Raw genomic sequence first — 22,163 nt, 5'->3', positions numbered from 1 at the left:
TTCTTGATGTATGTCAATTTTTGGGTTATTCAAGAAAAATTAAAGATATTTATAGAGGAAGCTAATTGAGAGGATTTTTATCTCATATTTTATAAAAATCAACTATCGAATTTATGATCAACTAAATTGATAGTTCATTTTTTTTATAGTATTATTTTCAATAGTATGTTGAAGTCTGTTTTGGTCTAGTATCGTTACCACATGTTCATCGATCGTGATGATATTTTCTTTTTTGAGTTTAGATAAGATACGAGATAGGGTTTCAGGAGTAATATTGAGTATTGAGGCTATTTCATTGTTTTTCATATATTGAAATATTTTACCGTTATTGGCTATAAGATCCGCTACTTTTGCTTCTGATGAATATACTGTCTCTTTATGCAGTAATGTTTCAAGCAACTTCATCCGTTTTGTCATCGCCTTTATCATCGCTAAAGAAAAATCTAAGTTCTTTAAACATTCGTGTAGTTTATCCAGAGGTAAAAGTGCCATTGTGCCACTTGTAATGAATGTACAGGTTGCAGGAAATGCCACTCTTTCAAGCGCAGGAAACAAGGCAAGCGGTGAAGGAGCAGCCATCCCATGTAGGTAGATCTCTTTACCCGTAGGGGTTGTTTTATAAAGTCGTACATGCCCTTCTAGTAAAATATACAGATACTCGCTCTTCTCCTCCTCATAAAATACTATGCAGTCTTTATCATAATTTTTCAGACGCATATGTGCTTGCAGTTCTGACAATTGTGTTTCATTAAGGGCTGAAAAAAGTGGTACATCTTTGAGTTCAAACATATGTCTAATTCCTTGATCTAAATCAAGAAAAGTATACCATAGCTATCAATATAATACAAACTTATTTTATCTTCTTGCCAAATAACTGTAAATCCCCAAAGATACAATGATCAATGCGATACCTATGATAAGATACAGTGCATGTATCATCTGGGAATAATCATGTAAAGCGATCTTAAATACCACCATCAATGCCTCAATGGAAAGTGCGATGATAATGGCTATAGAGAACTTTGTAAGTACAGTCGCATCTTCATTCTCTTTACTGTAGTTCTTAAAAAAGACTTCTCTCTCTAAAATAGTCTTTGCAAGGTCAAAAATGGCCAACCCCAAAGTCAATGCTACAATAGGTTTAAAGAGTGTATCAAGCGAGAATTTTCCTTCTATAATAATACTGGACGCATATCCGAATAGTGCATAAATTATGGCGAAAAAAGCAAATGCCATGAGTGAAAAACCTACCGCTTTATAAAAGAATTTTGTAAACTCATTAAAAGCAGGGTTAAGTTCCACCAAGCCAAGTCTTCCAAGTAAAGTAGAAAGCCTAAAATCGATAAAAATATATTGACCATCTTCTTTTTTCATTACCGTTATACAAGTATGTCCTGTTGCAGAACTAATATAAGGCGTACTGATAGAAAACGATTCATCCTTTTGCGTTACTTTTGTATGCATATAAGCCCTATTATTACCCTCCTGTAATGCATCCTTTTTATTTCTAAATACATTGGAAGAAGTTTGATCAAAATTTTCGTCCGTGATGTAAATGAGTTCCATAGAAGGAAATGTTTGGAATAGCTTTTTATAGTTCCTAGATGTATTGGTCAAGATCAAACCACTATTTTTTAAAGTTGTAATAATGAATTTTTCAATATCTTCCTGATTCCTATTATATACTTTGATAAATTCTTTCATACTATTGTCCTTTTACACTTCTTTATCATAAGCTAAGTATATCAATAATATAAGTATTTAAAATATGGATAAGTGTATAGATATTAACCAATACAGGCCTTCAGATAGGACTATGCAAGAGATAACCGACTATTAACAATAATTTGGCTAATATAATCCATTAATTTTGACCACTTTAATCGTAGGTCTTGGAGTAATCATAATGAACAAAGCAAAATATATCTGGATGGATGGTGAATACATACCTTGGGATGATGCCAAAGTACATGTACTCACACATACATTACACTATGGTAATGGTGCCATAGAAGGGACTAAAGCATACAAGACCGTAGATGGAAGATGTGCGATCTTTAAACTGAAAGAACATACACAAAGACTTCTGAATTCATCTAAAATGACTCTTATGGATGTACCTTTTACGCTTGATGAACTTAATGATGCACAAGTAAAACTCTTACAGGAAAATGAACTCTTTGATGGTGCATACCTCAGACCATTGGTTTATCTTGGATATGGGGTTATGGGTCTTTATCATAAAGATTGCCCGGTAAATGTATCTATTTCCGCATGGGAATGGGGCGCATATCTTGGTGAAGAAGGTCTAAAAAAAGGTATTAGACTTAAGATCTCTTCTATGACACGAACACCCAATACATCAAGTATGGGTAAGGCAAAAGCTGTAGCCAACTACCTCAACTCTCAAATGGCAAAATTTGAAGCAGTTGAAGCCGGCTATGATGAAGCATTGCTCAGAGATGATCAAGGGTATATTGCAGAAGCATCCGGTGCAGCTTTCTTCATGGTTCGAGATGGGGTACTCATCTCTCCTCCTAGTGACAATACACTGGAATCTATTACTCAGCAAACAGTGATCGACCTCGCTAAAGATATGGGTATAGAAGTGGTAAGACGCCGTGTTACACGTGAAGAAGTCTACATCGCAGATGAAGCATTCCTTACAGGAACTGCTGCGGAAGTAACCCCTATCAGAGAGGTGGATGCACGTATCATCGGTGCAGGATCCAGAGGACCTATTACAGAAAAATTACAGACAGCCTATTTTGATGTGGTTGCAGGTAAAAACCCTGCCTATATTCAACACTTAACCTATATAAACTAAGGATAATACATGCCAGCAGATATGAACGACTATTTTAAAAAGAAAAAGCCAAGTAACAACTCAAATAACAATAACAGTGGTGGAGGCGGTGGAAACAACTTTGAAAACCCTCTGAACAATATGGGTAAAGGTGCACCCTGGATCTTTATAATCGTAGTTATAGGCTTTGCTATTTTTGTACTCAAACCATTTACGATCATCAACTCTGGTGAAGTGGGAATCAAAATAAACACTGGTAAATTTGAACAAGAGCCTCTTAGCGCCGGACTACATTTTTTTATCCCTGTACTTCAAAAGATCATCCCTGTGAATACACGTATCAGAATGATCACATACTCTGATGTACGAACTGGGGAACTGGGTGATGCATACAGAAACCTTGAAGGTGGTCTAAAGAGAAACCCGGCAATCACAGTACTGGATAAAAGAGGATTGACTGTCAATATCGACATTGCAGTACAATACAGAATGAAAGCAGAAACTGCACCCGCAACCATTGAAAAATGGGGTACAAGTTGGGAAGAAAAGATCATCAACTCTAAAGTACGTGAAGTGGTGCGTGATGTTGTAGGTCAATATACAGCAGAGCAACTTCCTGAAATGCGTAATCAAATTGCCGCAGCAATTGAAGTTAAAGTCAAAGAGAGTGTAGATGCACTCCTTAATCAACCTGTTATCCTTGAATCTGTTGAGCTTAGAACTATCAACCTCCCTACAAAGATCAAAGATCAGATAGAAAGAGTTCAGATAGCTAAACAAGATGTTACTATTGCAGAACAAGAGAAAGAAAAAGCAAAACAGCAAGCACAAAGAGCTGCAGAAGTAGCACGTGGTGAAGCAGAAAGAAACCGTATCGAGGCACAAGGTGAGGCTGATAAAATTCGTATCGAAGCAGAAGAGCAAGCCAAAGCGAATACACTCATCTCAAATTCACTGACTCGACAACTACTCGAGTTGGAGCAGATCAAAACACAAGCGAAATTCAACGATGCGCTTAGAGTTAACAAAGATGCACAGATCTTCCTTACACCTGGTGGTGCAGTACCAAACATCTGGGTAGATGCAAAAGGTAAACAACAGCAGCGTTTGATGGGTGAACAGTAATCCATCTCTCCATCCTCGGGCTTGTCCCGTGGATCCACTCTTTTTCTATTTAATTCTTCTTACTCATTCTTTACAACTATCTCTTATATAGTATCATGCCATTGAACTAGTGTTAGTCTATATCCCGATTCTACAGGCAATACTTCATGTGAGAAATACGGGTTGCTAGGGAAAATGATCATATCTCCGGCTTCAGGTTTTATTTTGACAGATTCACCTTCACTGTTATAAAGATAATTAAACATCAACTCACCACCACTAAAACTCTGGGCTTCATTTTGCACATTGGTCTTATGACTTGTGGCAAAAAGTACCGTAGATAACTTTCTCTGTGGAGCAACCAGTTTAAAACCTATGGTCTGTTTATCTTTATTGATGATCTCACTTGAATCATCAGCATGCTTAATATAGAAGAATCCTTCTTTATACTCTAGTACCTGCACATCTGTTGACAAAGTCAATGCAACAGAAAAATACTCCTCCATTACAGATTTATATTTGATAAATTGATCATCATAATACTTTGCATAAAGTGCATCCAATTTATAGATATTGGTTTTACGATACTCTTCAACGACATCCGCTTGGATAATACCCGAAATCACTTCTTTTTTTACCTGTGCTTTTCTTTTTGTTTCTTCATCTTCCTGCACCAATTGAACAAGTCTCTCACATGATGCGTATGAAAAAAAGTTTTTAATAATAAGATATGGATATTCTTTATATTGGTTTGGCAAAAGCTTATTCTCTATATCTATATTCTCAAACAAAGGATCACAATAAATATTTGTACTTATTTGAATCATTGTATAAGACCATAATATTGAAGCTTGGAAAAAAATTCGTGCATAAAAAGCTCCTTGGCTTTTTTAATTTATTTGATATTATAATTCAAAAATCGAGCATTTATCCTAAAATGTTTCTAGCTATCTCATAATATTCATTGTGATCTGTCAAATCCAAAAAAGCTCCTCTAATGTATACAATCGATATAATAACATCAAATATTTTCCTTATGGAGATCTCCCTATGCAAATAGACTGGAACAAGAACCCCCTTATACCTGCTATCGCTCAAGAACATGAAACATCCGAGGTGCTTATGCTTGCTTATATGAATGAAGAAGCCTACAATCTGACTCTTTCTACAGGATATGCACACTACTTCAGTCGTAGCAAACAACGTATCTGGAAAAAAGGTGAAAGCTCTAACCATACACAAGAGGTTAAAGATGTACTGCTTGACTGTGATGCAGATACGGTTATCTTAAAAATAAAACAAAACGGTGTAGCATGTCACACAGGGAGAAAGAGCTGTTTCTTTACGTCCGTTATGCAAGACAAGATCATCTTGGACCAAGAAGTAGATACAGATGCCATCTATGGTGTAGTAGATACCCTTTACCATACTATCCTAGAACGTAAAAATGCTTCAGATGAAACCAAATCATGGACTAAAAAACTTTTAGATGATAAAGAACTGATGCTCTCCAAGATCCGTGAAGAAGCAGATGAAGTATGCGTAGCCATTAATGAAGAAAGTGACGAGCAAGTTATCTATGAGAGTGCTGACCTGCTCTATCACACACTGGTAGGTTTGGGATACAGAAATATCTCTCCAGACAGAGTCAAACAGGAATTGGCACGTAGATTTGGTATGTCAGGGATAGTAGAAAAAGAAGGAAGAAAGAAATAACTCTTTCTTCTTGAAGTTCAATCATATATATTGAACTAACAGCCGCCTGCACAACCTAATGTATCTTCATTTCCACCGGCAAAATACTTTCCATCAAAAGAAACCAACGAATAATTCCTCTCATTACCTAAAGATTCAGTCAATCCTTCTATAGATAAAAAACCTAATGATGTTGCACCTATTTTTTCTCTTATCTCTTCTACTGAGTAATTTGCAGAGATCAGCTCAGCTTTTGTAGGCGTATCTATACCGTAACGACAAGGATATTTTATCTCCGGTGCTGCGATACGCATATGTACCTCTTTTGCACCAACTTCCAGTAACATACGTACGATCTGTTTAGAGGTTGTCCCACGAACAAGTGAATCATCAATGATAGCTACTCTTTTGCCTTCAATAAGATGTTTTATCGGTGAGAGTTTCATTTTTACTTTTAAGTCACGTATCTCTTGTGTAGGCTCAATAAAGGTACGTCCAACATAGTGATTACGTACGATCCCCATCTCAAAAGGCACACCCAGTTCATCAGCATAACCTTTTGCGGCAGCGACACCAGAGTCTGGTACCGGCAACACTAGATCAACTGCGGCAGGTGTCTCACGTGCCAGTCTTTTACCCATCTCTAAACGCATTTCATAAACATTTTTACCATCTATATCAGAGTCCGGTCTGGCAAAGTATATGTACTCAAAAGCACATGGATGAAAATCTACATTCTCAAATACCATTTCTGATTTTGGCTCTTCTCCTTCTTCAAAAATAAGCATTTCGCCCGGTTCAACATCACGTACAAACTCTGCACCAACAAGATCAAATGCACAGGTCTCTGAGGCTACCATATAGCCGCCATCTTTAAATTTACCAAGACTTAGTGGACGTATACCAAAACGGTCACGAATAACAAACATTTTTGAACGACTTTGAATGGCTAAACAGTATGCCCCTTCTATCTTAGTCAGCATATCTTTAATACGGTCTACCAAAGAGTCTTCTTGTGATTTAGCAATAAGATGAATGATGTTTTCCGTATCCATATCTGTTTGAAAGATGGCACCTTTATCAATAAGTTCTCTTCTTACTTCTTGTTTGTTGATCAGGTTACCATTATGCACCACTGAAATTTCACCAAGTTTATACTTTGCGAACACAGGTTGAGAATCCCCCGCAGAGTCTGAACCTGCAGTTGAATAACGGTTATGCCCTACTGCACATGTACCTTCTAAATTATCAAGTGTTGATTGTGAAAATACATCTGCAACCATTCCACGCTTTTTATAGATAGAGATATTTTCACCATTTGCAACAGAAATACCTGTGGCTTCTTGTCCACGATGCTGCATTGAAAAAAGCGAATAATACGCTACTGTAGAAGCTTTTTTTGCACCGAAAACACCAACTATTGCACACATATTAAATTCCTAAACAATCATTTATAGAGTAGAGTCCACTCTTTTGATTTACGATCCATGTCGCTGCACGAATGGCACCTTTTGAAAATGTCTCTCTACTGGTAGCTGTATGGTTCAGTTCCAAGAACTCACCATCATTATAAAATCCAACTGTATGTCGACCTACAATATCACCACCACGAAGCGCCATTACAGCGATCTCATCCTTGCTTCTTGCACCGATCTGACCATCTCGTCCACTTACGCGTACTGCATCCAAGTCCAGACCACGACCCTTAGCTGCAAATTCACCCAAAGTTAATGCTGTACCGCTTGGAGCATCCACTTTATGTCTATGGTGCTGTTCTACGATCTCGATATCAAAATCTACCAACGTTGCCGCAACTTGCTCAACCAATTGTTTGAGAAGCGCAATACCTGCTGACATATTTGATGCATAAAGAACCGGCATCTCTTTTGATGCTTCTGTAAGAAGATTTTGCTGATGTTGAGTAAACCCTGTTGTTGCTATCACAAGTGCTGTAGGATTTTTTAAGGCCTCTTCACAAAGTTCTTGTGTTGCTACTGGTGCTGAAAAATCTATCACTACATCACACACTTCAAGCACTGCTTTCATGCTGTTAGTCACCAGTACATCAGAAGGTACATCAACTTTGAGTTCATCAAATACATGTAATGCACTAAGTTCCAATGTCTCATTTTCTAAAACATTTTTAATAAGGTGTTCACCCATTCTACCTGTACTGCCTACGATACCAACTTTTGCCATTACTGTTGCTCCTGAATATATGAAATTACTTGAAGTGCTGCTATTGAACCATCTCCTGCAGCTGAGACTACTTGCTTGGGTGCATTGATACGTAAATCACCTGCAACAAAAAGACCTGGTACGGATGTATTCATATTCAGATCAACTACGACTTGACCCAGATCACTCATTTTACAAATGAAATCTCCATTCTCATCTTTCAGCACATCATTTTTCACATCCTGCCCCACGAAGACAAAAAGTCCTGTGTTATCCATGTGTGTGATCTTATCTGTTTTAATGTTTTTGATGTCAACGCCGCTAAGACCCATTGCACTACCTACTGCCTCCTCTATCACAGAATCTGTAATGAGATGAATATTCTCTTTTCTCATAGCTCTGTCTAGTGTTGGAGGTGCAGCTCTAAATTCATCGCGTCTATGTACCACATAAACGTCTGAACAAATATTAGAAAGAAAAAAAGCCTCTTCTAAGGCCGTATCTCCACCACCAAGTACAGTGACTGGTTTATCTTTATAAAAAAATCCGTCACATGTAGCACAGGTGCTCACACCTCTACCATAGAATTCATCTTCACCTTTAAATCCAGCACGTCTTGGTACCGCACCAGTACAAACAATGGCTGTCATCGCTTCTACTGTCTCACCACCTTCAAGTGTAATAGTGAAGTGTCCTTCTATTTTTTGTATGGACTCTACTTTCTTCATCTCATGTTTCAAACCGAAATGAAAACACTGTTTTTGCCATGTGTCCATAAAATCAAGACCTGTTTTACTACTGTCAAAATAACCAGGATAATTTTCTATCTCAGAACTCTTTGTTATCTGTCCACCCGGTACACCCATCTCAAACAGTGCTACATTTTTTAATCCGCCACGTGTTGCGTAAAGCCCTGCAGTTAAGCCCGCCGGTCCGCCACCAATAATTGCACAATCTAACATTTTGAATCCTTAAAAAAGTAAAATACTTAATCAAATAGTACCTATTATACAATGAAAATACTTGGTTAAAAATTTTAGAAGATTTTATCTAAATATAGATATGAAAGAAGTGTTAAAAAGAGGGGGTTAACCCCCTCTTACATGCATAATAGCTTACAGTTGTGCCTCTATTTTTGCAGCAAATGCATCTTTAGAAGCTGCACCTACCATTTGGTCTACCATCTCACCGTCTTTGAAGAAAAGAATTGCTGGGATAGATCTGATACCATATTTTACTGCGATATCTTGTTGCTCATCTGTGTTTACTTTACAAATAGTCGCTTTACCGTCAAAATCTTCTGCAAGTTCTTCGATAACTGGAGCGATCATTCTACAAGGCCCACACCATGGTGCCCAAAAGTCTACCATTGTTACACCTTCAGCGATAGTCGCATCAAAATTTTCACTTGTTAAATCTATATATTTTGCCATATTTATACCTTTAAATTTTATATAAATATAGTATAACGTACATTTCTTATAAAAACTATTGTTTCAGCTTATATTTTTAGAATAATATGTAACTTTGTCCTAAATATATACAACTAGGATAAAAGTACTCTTATTTATAGTTGTTCTAGACTGATTTCCGGGTATGCAGAAGAACGCGTCCCCTCTATAGATCTATTTTTCTTCCCTTTAACCGTATAGACAAAAGAGATCTTTGCCTTATCTGTGCTGTTTTTGTTCGCACGATGTAAAAGCCTTCCGTGAAATAATACCACATCACCTTTTTGCAATGCCGTACTGGTTTTTTTCTCTATCAGTCTTTGATTTTCTAGTCGTGTAGAAGAAAAATATTGTTTGCCTTCAAACTGCTCTGCCGCAAATTGCATTTTATGACTGCCTGGAATAAACTCCAACACGCCATTTTTATCATACTCCTCATCCAGTGCAAGCCATACACTGACAAGATTATCATTTTCAAAGTTCCAGTATCGGATATCCTGATGCCATGAAGTCTCTGTAGAAGTATGAGGCATTTTTGTCATAATAGAGTTATGATGAGCCAAAGTAAGTACCGGTGCATCTTGGAGTACTTGCTCTAAAATCGGTCGTACCTCTTTATTTTCCATCCATGTTTTAAACACAATATCACGTTGATACACTTGTCTAAGTCTACGTACTGTGATTCTAAGTACTTCTTTATCTTCACCAACATATTCTGATTCAGTTTCAATAGGAAGGATCTTATATTTTAAATGAACTTTAGCCAACTCTAAAATAGTATCACATAGTTCATGATCAGCAAACTGACGTAAAACAAGAAAACCGTCTGAGTTAAACTGTTCTAGTTCCGAAGTGGAGAGTTTCATCACTGTACCTTTAAATAATAAAAAGAATTATACCTAATAAAAGACTAAAGCGTTACATTTTCTATAAACTCTACTTCATCATGACGTATAATAAGCGCATCGATGCTAAATGCCAGATCCAGATCTTTTGTTTTCAAGTAGTAGTGTGCAGAGTTGATGACTTTTCCAAGTTTGGAAGGTGTTACATTATAGACAGGATCAAAGTCTGCTTTACCACTTTTCACTTCTATAAAGTGCAAGACATCTTCACGACTTGAAATGATGTCAATCTCTCCTAATTTACGTGCAAAGTAATTTCTCTCAACGATGAGAAAGCCTTCTTGTTCTAAAAAACGGTTAGCAAGCGTTTCACTCTCATCACCATAGGTTTTTGGAAGTTCTCTTGTTATTGTTATAAACCTCATCACTTTTTCTATGGTTAAGTATAGAAGAAAATATAAATGTGAGAGAAAAGCATGTCATATTGTCATAATTTCTAGTAAAAGTAAAACCTTATAAATTTATATATATTATAAGGTTTCTAATATAGACTTGATAATGAGTTGTTTGAACACATTAAATATTTCAATGTTCCGACCATTTTCAATAAGTTCTCTACCACAATGTATCGATTAAAACTGTTGCTTCATTTCACTATGCTTCTTTGATGTAAGTTTCATGACTTGCCACTTATAATCAGAATTAAATCCATGCAAGGTTCTATTCTCAAAAACGTTCTTGCATGCCTTCTCCATTATACTTTTAATGGCTCCACTCTTTGCAAGTTCCGTAGCATCACTATATGGTATAGCATAGTTTATTCCTTCAATAATACCTTGCAGATACTCATTTGCAACCATAGGCTTACTATCATTTGTTATCTCTTTGCATTGCTTCTTTACCGTTTTATCTATATCGCTGATAGCATTTATAGGAGCACTTAAAGCTATTATCATTAATAAAGTTGAGAGTATATTCATCTGTTCATCCTTATATTTTCTTATAGTATATAATAACTATTATTAATTTTACTAGCCCGCCACCATAGCATACAACATAGTCTTGGTTGATCTTTGGTTATGGTTTCTATCATACTAGAAAACATAAGATTTCACCTCTCCTGTTCTTCTTCAGTTAGTTTTACTTTTTTGTATCCTTAAATTTTAGGATTAAATAAATTATCATTCCTTATCACTGCAAAGTCAAAACCTTATAAAGTTATATATTTTATGAGGTTTTCCCTGTACAAATTTCAGTTTGTATTATAATGGTTATTTTTTAAACAATGAATTGAATAATGTTGTTTAAATTAAGACTATAATAGAACTCATGAAAGCATATTAGTCTCCTTGAATACGCTATTGGCTTTCTGGTAACTTTTAATTTCAGATTGCATAATTTTTTTCATTGACATGCCTCCTATAATCTTGTCCAAAATTTAAAAGTTGCCTTTTCCAAAATTACTATATTAAGTATTAAACAATCATCTAAATATAACCTCATAAAGTTATATATTTTATAAGGTTTCCTCTTCACACTACTTTCACACTTCTTGTTTATACTTCATACTGTAATTCAAAAACACGGTTCTGGTCTTGAGTACCAGATGGATATTTAAATAAAAAGGATTTAATATGAAAAAATTTACAGCAATCTTACTTGTAACACTCGGTTTAGCATCAAGCGCTATGGCACATCACCCATCACCATCAGATGAAGCAGGTGGGAATATCAATGATGGTTCAGGTCATTTTACAGTACTTGGATAATAAGCTACACTTCCTAAAGCGTATCCTTAATTTAGGATACGCACTTTTTACTTATTCCTCTTAAATATATCTATTTTAAACTAATCTCATTACTCTCTTTTGTTCCCCTGAAACTTTATACTTTAATATAGAATATAACAAGCAAAAAAACCTTATAAAGTTATATATTTTATAATGTTTTCAAGCACAATATTTTTGATATACTTTTATAAAAAAATAAGAGGGACAAAAATGGGTGTAATTTATTGGATATTTTTTGCAATTTCAATCATAGGCATACTTTCTATGACTCTAGCTTTTTTCAAAATGCTCACTCACTTCTCTGCAAAAGAAGAATTAGAGGTTTCAACAGAAGGTCTATCACTTATTGTACCGATCAAGGGCGCAGATGAAACAACATTCGATAATTTAAAAGTACTTGTAGACTCTGATATACAATCATCTGTAGAATATTTATTTGCAATGGAAACAGAAGATGACCCAGCTTATAGGGTCTGTAAAGCAGTAAAAAAATCTGCTAAAGATAAAGACATAAAAATAATTCTTACGGGAGAGTCTGAAGAGTTGATGGGAAAACAGCATAATATTAAGGTTGCAGTACAAAATGCAACCTATGATATTATCGGGTCGATGGACGCAGATGTCAACGTTGATTCAAACGCATTAAAAACTGGACTTAAATCTTTAAATAGTGATGATGTAGGTATTGTATATTTTTTACCATATTATAGTGGAACAGGTACTTTAGGTGGCGGTCTACTATCCACATATATCAACTATTTTTACAATATCATATTCTCATATTTACATTTCTTTGCAAAAGCACCAACAGTTATTGGAGCTTTATGGATGATGCCAAAAGAACTATTTAAAAAGTGTGAAGCTGATGGCAGATTAGTAGGAACAGTAAGTGATGATAGAGAACTTGGTTTTGCAAGTGCTGAGTGGGGGTACAAAAATATTTTTATTCCTAAAACTGTGATGATGCCCCACGAAAATCTCTCTTTACAAGAAGGTATAAATCATCTTGGTAAATGGTTTGGAATGGTTCGTGCAGAAGGGATTGCTGTTTATATCCTTTTTGTATTGATGTGGAATCCTCTACTCTATGCCTCAGTCTTGTTACTTGCTGCTCTATGTATGGGAAGTGGTGAGTATCTAAACACTTCTATAATTCTTTTTATTAGTGTATTCTTACTTAGAGCTATCAATATCATTGTATTAAACACATCTATTTATAAAATGCCTGCATCTACAAATTTGCTTATGACAATCGCTTATGATCTGATATTTTTTCCAATTCTATTTTTTATCAACTTATTTAAACCAACTATTGAGTGGAAAGGAAAAATATATAAACTTGGGAAACAAGGAAAAATTATTTCTATTGATTAATAAACAATAGAAAATCACACTGTATATTCTCAAAACCTTATAATCTAACATATTTTATAAGGTTTATCGCTGTAGCGACGTTTGTAGACGATATATCTGTACCTTCTATAGAAAACCTTATAAAATGTTCTATATTAGGATGTTTTATAATGAAATTGTTACAGAGAATTTAATGGGGTCAAGGGAGAACAAGAGAGTCGCTAAGGTCACAATTTGTGACCTTAAAATTTACCCTAAAGCGATTTACTCACCTACAGGGATGACATCAACCTGAATCGATTTAAATGCAGCCGTCATGATAAGCTCATCACTTTTGTCACCAAAAATAAAATTCAAGTGGGAATCTGCATGATGAAATGTTGTATAGAGTGTTTTTGGACGCACTTTATCAGTAAACTTTACAGTAAGTGGGTTTGTTTGACCATATTCAGTTTTTAAGATAACCTGCACGCTAGGAAAATCCGCTGCGTCATCTTCATGAACAAGTAAGATATCTTGCGTATGTTTTTTCATCAATTTCTCAGTAAACTTTGTCTGTGCCGAGTTATTATAGTGCGCCATGATACGTCCAGTTGTGAGATGGTATCCTGTAAGCTTGTTATTTAGAATTTCTTCTATCATTCCAAAAGGTTTATATCCATGATATCTAAATGCACCAATGCCGTCTTTTGTTCTAAAGTCCTCTCTATGAAGTACTGGAGTACCACTTCCATCTTCAGTAATCGGCCACGAAATTCCCTGTTTTTCATTTGCTCGAAGTACATCATAGGATGCACCGGTAAATCTATTTGTAGCCGTTTTTCGTACATCTTCCCAGATATCTTCTGATGTCTCAAAACCATAACCGCCACCCATCTTCTCATCAAGCTGTTTTAGAACTTCCCAGTCATCAGGTAGATCAGATTTTACTAAAGGCGTAGAGAGGTGCACTTTTCTCATAGCATTTATATAGATTCCCGTTTTTTCATACGCTGATTTAACCCCTACAACAATATCCGCACGCTCTGCAATATCTGTCATAAAAAGCTCTTGCACAAAAATAAGGTCTAAATTATCAAATGCTTTGACTAGCTTGTTAATATTTGGATGAATATGTGTAAGATCTTCACCGATATTTAAAACACCTTTGATAGATCCATCAAGCATACCCTCAACTAACTGAGGGGTCATAAGACCTACCTCTTTTGGTGCACTGTAATCAGGTGCATAGTATGGGAGCATACCCATATCACAAGCACCTTGAACATTCGTTTGACCTCGTAGAGGCATAACACCTGCTCCATCTTTACCAATATTTCCTGTCATAAGTGCAAGGTGTACAATGGCCATGACTGCATATGAACCATCCACATGTTCAGTAATTCCAAGTCCCCATAAAATGAGAGATTTTTTTGTTGCATATTCACGGGCAATCTCTGGAAGCATATCAGCTAAATACTCATATCCCTCAACTTCTCTGAAAAATTCTGGATTAGCATAGGGGTCATTTAAAATATTCTCTTTAAAGTGTTCAAAATTCTTTGTTCTGTTTTTGATAAAATCTTTATGATACAACTCTTCAGTAATGATCGTATAAGCGAGCATATTTAAAACAAGTAAATTTGCTTCATGAGGTGTGACTGCTTTATATTTTGAGAACTTATGCAGTTTGATCTCACGTACATCAAAACATGCGATAGGTGTACCTTTTTGCGCAGCTTTGATCATACGGTTACCTACAATTGGGTGTGCTTCAGTAGTGTTTGAACCCATAACGATCATAAACTCTGTTTTATAGATATCATCAAACGGATTACTCGCAGCACCCTCACCGATAGTGAGTCTCATTCCTTTAAGTGATGGAGAGTGACAAACTCTTGCACAGTTATCAACATGCGGAGAGTTCAGTGTATGACGTGTAAATTTTTGAAAATAGTAGGCCGACTCACATGAAGTTCTAGCCCCACCAAGTGAACACACAGACTTTTCACCATGTTTAGCTTGAATATCTTTTAACTTCATTGCCCCAGCTGTCGTAGCAGAGTCTAGATCAGTCGCATACCATGTATCATCTAGATCGGTTAAAGTTCCAGCTATTGCTTCTTTAATTTCTGGGTTTTTTTCTAAAAAACTTTTACGAATTCGAGGTGCATTGATTCTCTCTTTTGAATCAACAAAATCGTAACCATGAGTTCCTTTAATACAGAGCTTTCCTTCTGATGTAGCACCATCAGGATGGGCAAATATCTTCTTAATTTTATTCTCTTTTATATCAACATGTGCAGCAATGTCACAACCAACACCACAATATGCACATACACTGTCAATCACTTTATAATCGTTATCAACTTTTTTTGTCATCATTTGTTCCTATATTATAAATTGGGAGATAAATCATCCTTATTAACTGTAAAATCAAGTTTATTTAAGTAACTATTGTTAATATCCATCGAATTATATCAAAAGGATTTGCAATATTTAAAATTGATGTAGAAAATAGATGTACTTACTTCAAAAAAAGCTCATTAACAGTAATATGCAATGTTACAACTTAGATATAATCCTTTAATACAAAATCAAGGAATATTCAATGACCACAAAAGTTAAAAACCGCTGGTTTATGGCTCTGGCTGCCATGACAATTCACATCTGTATAGGTTCTGTCTATGCATGGAGCGTGTATGTAAACCCTATACAGTCTACAATGAACTGGACACTTACAGATGTAACCATCACATTTTCTGTCGCTATCTTCTTTTTGGGTCTCTCTGCTGCTCTTATGGGTAAATTTGTAGAGAGTAAAGGGCCTCGGGTTGCTGCTACACTTGCAGCTGTTTTATTTGGACTAGGGACTGTAGGTTCTGGTCTAGCCATCTACATGGAGTCAAAAATACTTCTTTATCTCACCTATGGTGTTTTAGGTGGAGCTGGTCTTGGTATAGGGTATATTTCTCCTGTATCTATGCTAGTTAAGTGGTTCCCCGATAGACGCGGTATGGCAACTGGACTTGCCATCATGGGATTTGGTTTTGCTTCTGCCATCTCAGGACCTGCCATTAAAGTACTCATAGATGCTGTAGGCGTATCTTCAACATTTTACATCTTAGGTTCTATCTACTTCATCATTATGTTTACCGCAGCACAATATCTTGCCAATCCTCCGGAAGGATATATGCCAGAACGTCTAAGTAATGCTATCAATGCAGGTAAAAAGAAGATCAAAGAAGACCTAGTAAACATTACACGTAATGAAGCCGTCAGGACTGCTAGATTTTATGGTCTATGGATTATGCTTTTTATCAACGTAACTTGTGGTATTGCCATTATTTCTGTAGCTTCTCCACTCTTACAAGAAGTCATTGGTATTTCAGCTTTAGCCGCAGCATCTGCTGTAGGTCTCATGGGTATCTTCAATGGTGCAGGTAGAATTATCTGGGCAAGTGTTTCTGACTACCTTACCAGACCTGTTGTATTTATCATTTTCTTTATCACACAGATCATTGCTTTTTATCTACTCACAACAGTAACAAGTGTACTATTATTTACTATCTTGGTTTACTATATCATGACCTGTTACGGTGGAGCATTTGCTTCTGTTCCAGCCTATATAGGTGATATTTTTGGTACAAAAGAGCTTGGTGCCATTCATGGGTATATACTAACTGCATGGGCCTTAGCAGGACTTGCGGGACCTATTATTATTGCCTATGTTAAAGACACAACGGGTAGCTACTCTGGCACACTTTATGTTTTTGTAGGTCTCTTCTTTGTAGCGCTCATCACTTCAATCTTCATGCTTCTAAACATCAAAAAAATAAAAGCAAGTCAAATACAAGCCTAAATTGTTTGCCACTTTCGTGATAAATAAAGCTAAATAAGAGTAAATTTCTCTTATTTAGCTTATAATCAAGTTCTTATTAATCTTTCTCTGTTATTATCGGTCAAATTAAACAAAAAGGATTACAATGTCAACTATAAATATAGCTCAAGAATGTGGATGCTTCAAAAGAAGTGAATTAGAAAATAATGTTACGTTTGATAACAAAGATGATGCGATGATCAAAGCACAAGGTATGGTAAGCCATATGAATGAAAAATTCTGTGGTAAACATGGTTTTGAACTTAGTGAAGATGGTGATAATTTTGCTATCGCTATGAAAGCACCACAAGCTGCTGCTTCAGGCGGATGCTGTGGTGGTGGACACTGTTCATAGTGTAGATACTAAGGCATATTGTCAGATATAACCTGACAAAATTCAAGCTAGCAAGAAATTTAAATAACAACAATAAATTTTTGTCGCTTGTGCTTTTCTTTCTTTGGTTCGTTCTCTTTCTTTTCATCACAAGACAAAAGAAAGAAATGAACAGAGGGAAACAACGCCACAGTTTATCAAACTAAGGCAATTTATAAAATCTATAAAAACCTACTTGAAGTTTCCAAAAACAAGCGGTGCTTTGAGATCCAAAGTTTTCACTTCAGCCATCACAGCCTGAAGATCATCTATCTTCTTACCAGATACACGTACCTCATCACCCTGTATAGATGGTGTGACTTTTATCTTCATATCTTTGATCGCTTTAACGATCTTTTTCGCTTCATCTTTATCGATCGTATCTACTATACGGTAGATCACTTTTGTATTACCACCAGAGATACCTTCGGTTTTCACCTCTTCAAGTGACTTTCCGGCAATCCCTCTTTTGATCAGTTTAGAGATCAATATATCTTTGAGCGCATCTATCTTGGAATCTGTAGAAGAACTTAGACTTAATGTCTTTCCAGCTTCATTGAGATTGATCTCAGCTACCAATCCTTTAAAATCAAAACGTGTTGCAACCTCTTTTTCGGCCATGACAATTGCATTTTTAAGTTCCATCATGTCAAGTTTAGCCGTTATATCAAAATAGTGATCTTTTGCCATTTTAACTCCTTTTACTTCTCGATTCTCATCATAGCGATCTCGCCATGCACCACATCAAGTTTACCTAATGCGTCAATAGCATCTTGCATTTTACTCTCTTTACATGTGTGCGTAGTAAAGAGTAGTTTGGCTATCTCATCATTGGTAGTAGGTTTTTGAAGCATTGCTTCTATAGAGATATCAAACTCTCCCAGTGTGGATGTGATCGTTGCCAGTACACCACTTTGATCATCTACTTCCAGTCTAAGATAGTATTGGGTGATAATCTCTTCTTTAGGAAGAAGTTTAAGTCCACTTTCCAAACCTTTTTTATATCCAAGCATAGGTCCCTGGTTTCCACGCACGATATCTACAAGATCAGCAATGACCGCTGAAGCTGTAGCATCACCACCTGCTCCCGGTCCATAGTACATCGTTTCACCTACACGGTCACCTACTACCGTCACAGCATTCATCACACCGTCCACTTTTGCGATCATAGACTCTTTAGGGATCATGGTAGCATGTACTCTAAGTTCTACGCCCTTGCCCACTTTTTTAGCGATACCAAGAGATTTGATCTCATATCCGAATTCTTTAGCAAAGTCTACATCAGTTTGCGTAATGTTTTCTATTCCCTCAATAAGGATATCTTCTGGTTTTGCATCAATACCATATGCGATACTTGCCAAAATAAGAAGTTTATGAGAAGCATCAAACCCACCCACATCAAAAGTAGGATCTGCTTCTGCATAGCCTAACTCTTGAGACTCTTTGAGTATCTCATCATACTGGGCACCATTGTTTATCATATTGGTAAGCATATAGTTACAGGTACCATTCATAATACCTTGAATAGACTCTATATGGTTTGCTGACAGACCATTACGAAGTGCACCAATAATAGGAATTCCGCCTGCCGTACTCGCTTCATACATCAAAGGAATATCTCCGGCTATCTCCTGAAGTTCATAACGATGGTAGGCAAGCAATGCTTTATTTGCAGTCACAACTGCTTTACCATTTTGAAGTGCTTTTTTTACAAGAGCATATGGCTCTTCAACCCCACCCATCAGTTCAACAACGATATCTATCTCTGGGTCATCTACGACATCAAGAGGATTATCAGAAAGTTTGATATTTACCCCACGGTCTTTTGAAAGATTTTTCACTACACCTGATTTGACAACTATTTTTTTTCCTGCTCTTGCTTCGATGATGTCACCATTTTCTTCAAGTATCTTTGCAACACTAGTTCCAACAGTTCCAACCCCCAAAATACCAATTTTAACCATTATTTTTCGCCTCTTCTAGTTCCTTTAAGAACTTTTTAATGTTTCGCGCTGCCTGTCTGATACGATTTTCATTTTCAATCAAAGCGATACGTACATACTCATCACCATATTTACCAAAACCGATACCAGGACTCACTGCAACACCTGCTTTAAGAAGTAACTGTTTGGAAAACTCTAATGAACCCATATCTCTTGCAATTTCAGGTATTTTACCCCAGATGAACATAGAGGCATTTGGTTTACCCATTTTCCAGCCTGCATTTGCAAATGCATCCAGCATCACATCACGTCTTTTTTCATAGCGTGGAATGATCTCATCATCAGGGATATTATAATGTTCGTCCAGTGCTACTGTTGCAGCTACCTGGATCGGTGTGAACATCCCATAGTCCAACCATGACTTAATGCTTTGAAGTGCCCCGATAAGCTTTTTATTCCCTACTATGAACCCTACTCTCCAACCAGCCATGTTGTATGATTTAGAGAGCGTATAAGCTTCAACGGCCACATCTTTAGCCCCTTCAACCTCCATGATAGAAGGTGTTTTGTACCCATCAAAAGTAATATCAGCATACGCTATGTCAGAAATAATGTAAAAACGTTTTTCTTTTGCAAGAGCTACAAGTCTTTGATAAAACTGAGGTGTCACTGTTGCTGTACTTGGGTTATGTGGGAAGTTCACCACTAAAAACTTTGCTTTAGGAATAGAGTTATCTAAGTGATCTTCCAGGTCTGATAAAAACCTATCTTCATCCACTTCAAACGTTTCTTCATTAAAGACAAGCTGCATCTTCTCAACATTTGCACCCGCTAAGATAAACGCCTGAGAGTGGATAGGATAAGTAGGATCAGGTACGATTGCAACATCCCCTGGATTAGAAATAGCCTGTACCAAGTGTACATAACCCTCTTTACTTCCCATAGTCGCAACAACTTCTGTATCAGGATCCAAGTCTGCATTGTATTTACGTTTATACCACTTACTCATAGCCAATCTCAGTTTATAAATTCCCTTACTTGCACTGTACCCATGTGTTTTTGGCTTTTGCGCAGTTTCGCATAATTTATCAATGATAGGCTGTGGAGTTGAAGCATCAGGATTCCCCATAGAAAAATCTATGATATCTGCCCCTTCTCTTCTTAATTGCATTTTAAGATCATTGATCTCTGCAAAAAGATACTTTGGTAATCGATTTATCTTCTCAAATTGAATTTCATCAAACATGCTTTACTCGCTTTAAAATTTTTGTCATTCTTTCCATCCAGCCTGCATTAAAATTGGCTCACTGGTATAGTAGTCTCATTCACTTCCTGTACCATCGGTATCTTGCTCTGGTTTGCCTCTTGAATACTATTCCCTACTATTATCTCTTCTGTAACAACTTTTGTATTGTTAGCAACAGCACTTTCAATACTTAGATCTTCTAGAGGAAGACTTTGTTTCTTCCCTGCATCCTCTACGGTGATGTTATTTTCTATCATTTGCTCATCCATGAACGGGATGAGTCCACTCAAATGTTTTTTATCAAATTGTGTGAAGAAATACCAAGAGGCATATCCCAGAAGCACCAATACTACCACCAAAAAGAGCTTTGAGTTTCCCTTTTTTTCCTCTTCCATAGGGACTCCTACACTAAAGGCATGGTCTTCCTTATGCGAAGCATAATATGCAAGTGCCTCTTCTCTCAATGCATTCAGATCTGCTTTATATTCTCGTTCTAAAATAGAGATAAACCCTAACGCTTTGGTCTTCATTAGAACTTCAAAATTTCTGGCCAAAAGATTTTCATGGTTATCCTCAGATATCTTGGTCCTTTGACTAATACTTTTTATACTATTTTCTTCAAGTATTTCATTTAATTGCATAACCCATCCTATGTATTAAAATCGCTGCAGCAGCACTCACATTCAATGAATCAAATGCATGTTTCATCTCTATTGAAACCTTATGATCCAATTTTGCCATCACTTTTTTAGAGAGTCCTTTGCCTTCACTTCCCAAAACAAGTACACGTCTTGCGTCGAATGTTATATCTTGCACATTTTGCCCATCCATAGAGGCACCATAAAAGGTAAATCCAAGTTGTTGCAGTTCATTAAATGTGTCTAAAATATTAGGTGCTATCATAAAAGGCATATCTAACATTGCACCCGAACTCGTACGTGCGATGGCAGCAAAATTTAGCTGCTTCACTCCCGCAGCGATAATAGCATCTGCACCAAGTGCATATGCAGATCGTACAATCGCACCGATGTTTCCTACATCCGTTAAACCATCAAGTACCACAATAAAATCATTCTTCTTGATCTCTGGGAGAGAACTCTGTTCAAATTCAGCCATTTCAACAAGTAATCCTTGGTGATTTCCACCTTTACTCATAGATTGAGCCCACTTCTCTTCTAAAAACTTGATATTATCATGATATTTATGAAATAGATCATTAGGGAGTATCCCTTTCTTAGCAACATAAACGGTTTTTATTTTCTCTGAATGGTGCTCTAGGGCATGTAAACAGACTTGTTTTCCATATATAATCATAGAGATGATTTTACCTTTTTTTAGCTTTTAAGGCGTTAAGTAGACTGTATGAGTTCGTTATACCATTCTTTCACACTCTTGTCACTGAGTTGTGCAAGTAGTTTAGCCTTTATTTTAGGTGGTAGATCCAAACTAAGCACCTCAGTAAAACTAAGGCTTTTATCTTTGCTTTCCTGAGCTTTTATAATAACCACCCACTCTCCGCG

At 36.4% G+C, this 22,163-nt stretch carries 23 protein-coding genes; 7 read left to right on the top strand and 16 right to left on the bottom strand.

Annotated features, from left to right (window positions below; all coding sequences use genetic code 11):
* Positions 1-117 precede the first annotated feature (117 nt).
* Positions 118-789: a Crp/Fnr family transcriptional regulator gene (locus WBM70_RS08440; protein ID WP_424558065.1), complete on the bottom strand. Its 672-nt coding sequence runs from the start codon at positions 787-789 to the stop codon at positions 118-120.
* A 66-nt stretch (positions 790-855) separates the two neighbouring features.
* Positions 856-1,704 carry a PDC sensor domain-containing protein gene (locus WBM70_RS08435; protein WP_424558064.1) on the bottom strand — a complete coding sequence of 283 codons (849 nt, stop codon included), beginning with the start codon at positions 1,702-1,704 and terminating at the stop codon, positions 856-858.
* Between the two features lie 202 nt (positions 1,705-1,906).
* Between WBM70_RS08435 and WBM70_RS08430 the strand changes: the two genes are divergently transcribed.
* A complete protein-coding gene (locus WBM70_RS08430; RefSeq protein ID WP_424558063.1) occupies positions 1,907-2,827 on the top strand; it encodes a branched-chain amino acid transaminase in 921 nt (306 codons plus the stop codon).
* A 9-nt stretch (positions 2,828-2,836) separates the two neighbouring features.
* Complete coding sequence (locus WBM70_RS08425) at positions 2,837-3,931, top strand: SPFH domain-containing protein (protein ID WP_424558062.1); 1,095 nt, start codon at positions 2,837-2,839, stop codon at positions 3,929-3,931.
* Positions 3,932-4,014: 83 nt separating this feature from the next.
* On the opposite strand, the gene WBM70_RS08420 is transcribed toward WBM70_RS08425, so the two are convergent.
* On the bottom strand, positions 4,015-4,737 hold the full coding sequence (locus WBM70_RS08420) for a 2OG-Fe(II) oxygenase (protein ID WP_424558061.1): 723 nt from the start codon (positions 4,735-4,737) through the stop codon (positions 4,015-4,017).
* Positions 4,738-4,960: 223 nt separating this feature from the next.
* Between WBM70_RS08420 and hisIE the strand changes: the two genes are divergently transcribed.
* Entirely contained in the window at positions 4,961-5,626 is a 666-nt protein-coding gene (gene hisIE, locus WBM70_RS08415; protein ID WP_424558060.1) for a bifunctional phosphoribosyl-AMP cyclohydrolase/phosphoribosyl-ATP diphosphatase HisIE, read from the top strand.
* 35 nt (positions 5,627-5,661) lie between these two features.
* Here hisIE and purF read toward each other — a convergent pair whose 3' ends face one another.
* From purF to WBM70_RS08380, 7 genes are all read right to left on the bottom strand, one after another.
* Positions 5,662-7,035 (bottom strand): amidophosphoribosyltransferase, encoded by a 1,374-nt coding sequence (purF, locus tag WBM70_RS08410; protein WP_424558059.1) that lies wholly within the window; start codon positions 7,033-7,035, stop codon positions 5,662-5,664.
* 1 nt (position 7,036) lies between these two features.
* Positions 7,037-7,804 (bottom strand): 4-hydroxy-tetrahydrodipicolinate reductase, encoded by a 768-nt coding sequence (dapB, locus tag WBM70_RS08405; RefSeq protein WP_424558058.1) that lies wholly within the window; start codon positions 7,802-7,804, stop codon positions 7,037-7,039.
* Complete coding sequence (locus WBM70_RS08400; protein WP_424558057.1) at positions 7,804-8,745, bottom strand: NAD(P)/FAD-dependent oxidoreductase; 942 nt, start codon at positions 8,743-8,745, stop codon at positions 7,804-7,806. Before WBM70_RS08400 ends, dapB begins: the two co-directional genes overlap by 1 nt.
* A gap of 153 nt (positions 8,746-8,898) precedes the next feature.
* On the bottom strand, positions 8,899-9,216 hold the full coding sequence (gene trxA, locus WBM70_RS08395; RefSeq protein WP_424558056.1) for a thioredoxin: 318 nt from the start codon (positions 9,214-9,216) through the stop codon (positions 8,899-8,901).
* A gap of 134 nt (positions 9,217-9,350) precedes the next feature.
* Positions 9,351-10,100 (bottom strand): phytanoyl-CoA dioxygenase family protein, encoded by a 750-nt coding sequence (locus tag WBM70_RS08390; protein ID WP_424558055.1) that lies wholly within the window; start codon positions 10,098-10,100, stop codon positions 9,351-9,353.
* A 44-nt stretch (positions 10,101-10,144) separates the two neighbouring features.
* Positions 10,145-10,504, bottom strand: coding sequence for a YraN family protein (locus tag WBM70_RS08385; RefSeq protein ID WP_424558054.1), 360 nt, complete (start codon positions 10,502-10,504; stop codon positions 10,145-10,147).
* Between the two features lie 207 nt (positions 10,505-10,711).
* Complete coding sequence (locus WBM70_RS08380; RefSeq protein WP_424558053.1) at positions 10,712-11,059, bottom strand: hypothetical protein; 348 nt, start codon at positions 11,057-11,059, stop codon at positions 10,712-10,714.
* Positions 11,060-11,713: 654 nt separating this feature from the next.
* Between WBM70_RS08380 and WBM70_RS08375 the strand changes: the two genes are divergently transcribed.
* Positions 11,714-11,848: a hypothetical protein gene (locus WBM70_RS08375; protein ID WP_424558052.1), complete on the top strand. Its 135-nt coding sequence runs from the start codon at positions 11,714-11,716 to the stop codon at positions 11,846-11,848.
* A gap of 231 nt (positions 11,849-12,079) precedes the next feature.
* Positions 12,080-13,243: a glycosyltransferase gene (locus tag WBM70_RS08370; RefSeq protein WP_424558051.1), complete on the top strand. Its 1,164-nt coding sequence runs from the start codon at positions 12,080-12,082 to the stop codon at positions 13,241-13,243.
* A gap of 243 nt (positions 13,244-13,486) precedes the next feature.
* Here WBM70_RS08370 and WBM70_RS08365 read toward each other — a convergent pair whose 3' ends face one another.
* Positions 13,487-15,583 carry a molybdopterin oxidoreductase family protein gene (locus WBM70_RS08365; protein WP_424558050.1) on the bottom strand — a complete coding sequence of 699 codons (2,097 nt, stop codon included), beginning with the start codon at positions 15,581-15,583 and terminating at the stop codon, positions 13,487-13,489.
* A 229-nt stretch (positions 15,584-15,812) separates the two neighbouring features.
* Here WBM70_RS08365 and WBM70_RS08360 point away from each other — a divergent pair, with 229 nt between their 5' ends.
* Together WBM70_RS08360 and WBM70_RS08355 are read left to right on the top strand one after the other, a co-directional pair.
* Complete coding sequence (locus tag WBM70_RS08360) at positions 15,813-17,063, top strand: L-lactate MFS transporter (protein ID WP_424558049.1); 1,251 nt, start codon at positions 15,813-15,815, stop codon at positions 17,061-17,063.
* 124 nt (positions 17,064-17,187) lie between these two features.
* Positions 17,188-17,436 carry a hypothetical protein gene (locus WBM70_RS08355; RefSeq protein ID WP_424558048.1) on the top strand — a complete coding sequence of 83 codons (249 nt, stop codon included), beginning with the start codon at positions 17,188-17,190 and terminating at the stop codon, positions 17,434-17,436.
* Between the two features lie 210 nt (positions 17,437-17,646).
* Here WBM70_RS08355 and WBM70_RS08350 read toward each other — a convergent pair whose 3' ends face one another.
* From WBM70_RS08350 to rlmB, 5 genes are read right to left on the bottom strand one after another with little or no spacing between them, the layout of a single operon-like run.
* Complete coding sequence (locus WBM70_RS08350; RefSeq protein ID WP_424558047.1) at positions 17,647-18,144, bottom strand: YajQ family cyclic di-GMP-binding protein; 498 nt, start codon at positions 18,142-18,144, stop codon at positions 17,647-17,649.
* A gap of 11 nt (positions 18,145-18,155) precedes the next feature.
* Positions 18,156-19,418, bottom strand: coding sequence for a homoserine dehydrogenase (locus WBM70_RS08345; RefSeq protein ID WP_424558046.1), 1,263 nt, complete (start codon positions 19,416-19,418; stop codon positions 18,156-18,158).
* A complete protein-coding gene (locus WBM70_RS08340; protein ID WP_424558045.1) occupies positions 19,411-20,643 on the bottom strand; it encodes an LL-diaminopimelate aminotransferase in 1,233 nt (410 codons plus the stop codon). The genes WBM70_RS08345 and WBM70_RS08340 overlap by 8 nt, the downstream gene beginning before the upstream one ends.
* A 47-nt stretch (positions 20,644-20,690) precedes the next feature.
* On the bottom strand, positions 20,691-21,284 hold the full coding sequence (locus WBM70_RS08335) for a hypothetical protein (RefSeq protein ID WP_424558044.1): 594 nt from the start codon (positions 21,282-21,284) through the stop codon (positions 20,691-20,693).
* Positions 21,271-21,957, bottom strand: coding sequence for a 23S rRNA (guanosine(2251)-2'-O)-methyltransferase RlmB (gene rlmB / locus WBM70_RS08330; RefSeq protein ID WP_424558043.1), 687 nt, complete (start codon positions 21,955-21,957; stop codon positions 21,271-21,273). Before rlmB ends, WBM70_RS08335 begins: the two co-directional genes overlap by 14 nt.
* Positions 21,958-22,163: the final 206 nt, after the last annotated feature.

Source organism: Sulfurovum sp. (assembly GCF_049668085.1).
GTDB lineage: Bacteria > Campylobacterota > Campylobacteria > Campylobacterales > Sulfurovaceae > Sulfurovum.
The sequence above is the reverse complement of the archived record's forward strand: the minus strand, read 5'-3'. Positions and strand labels throughout refer to the sequence as shown.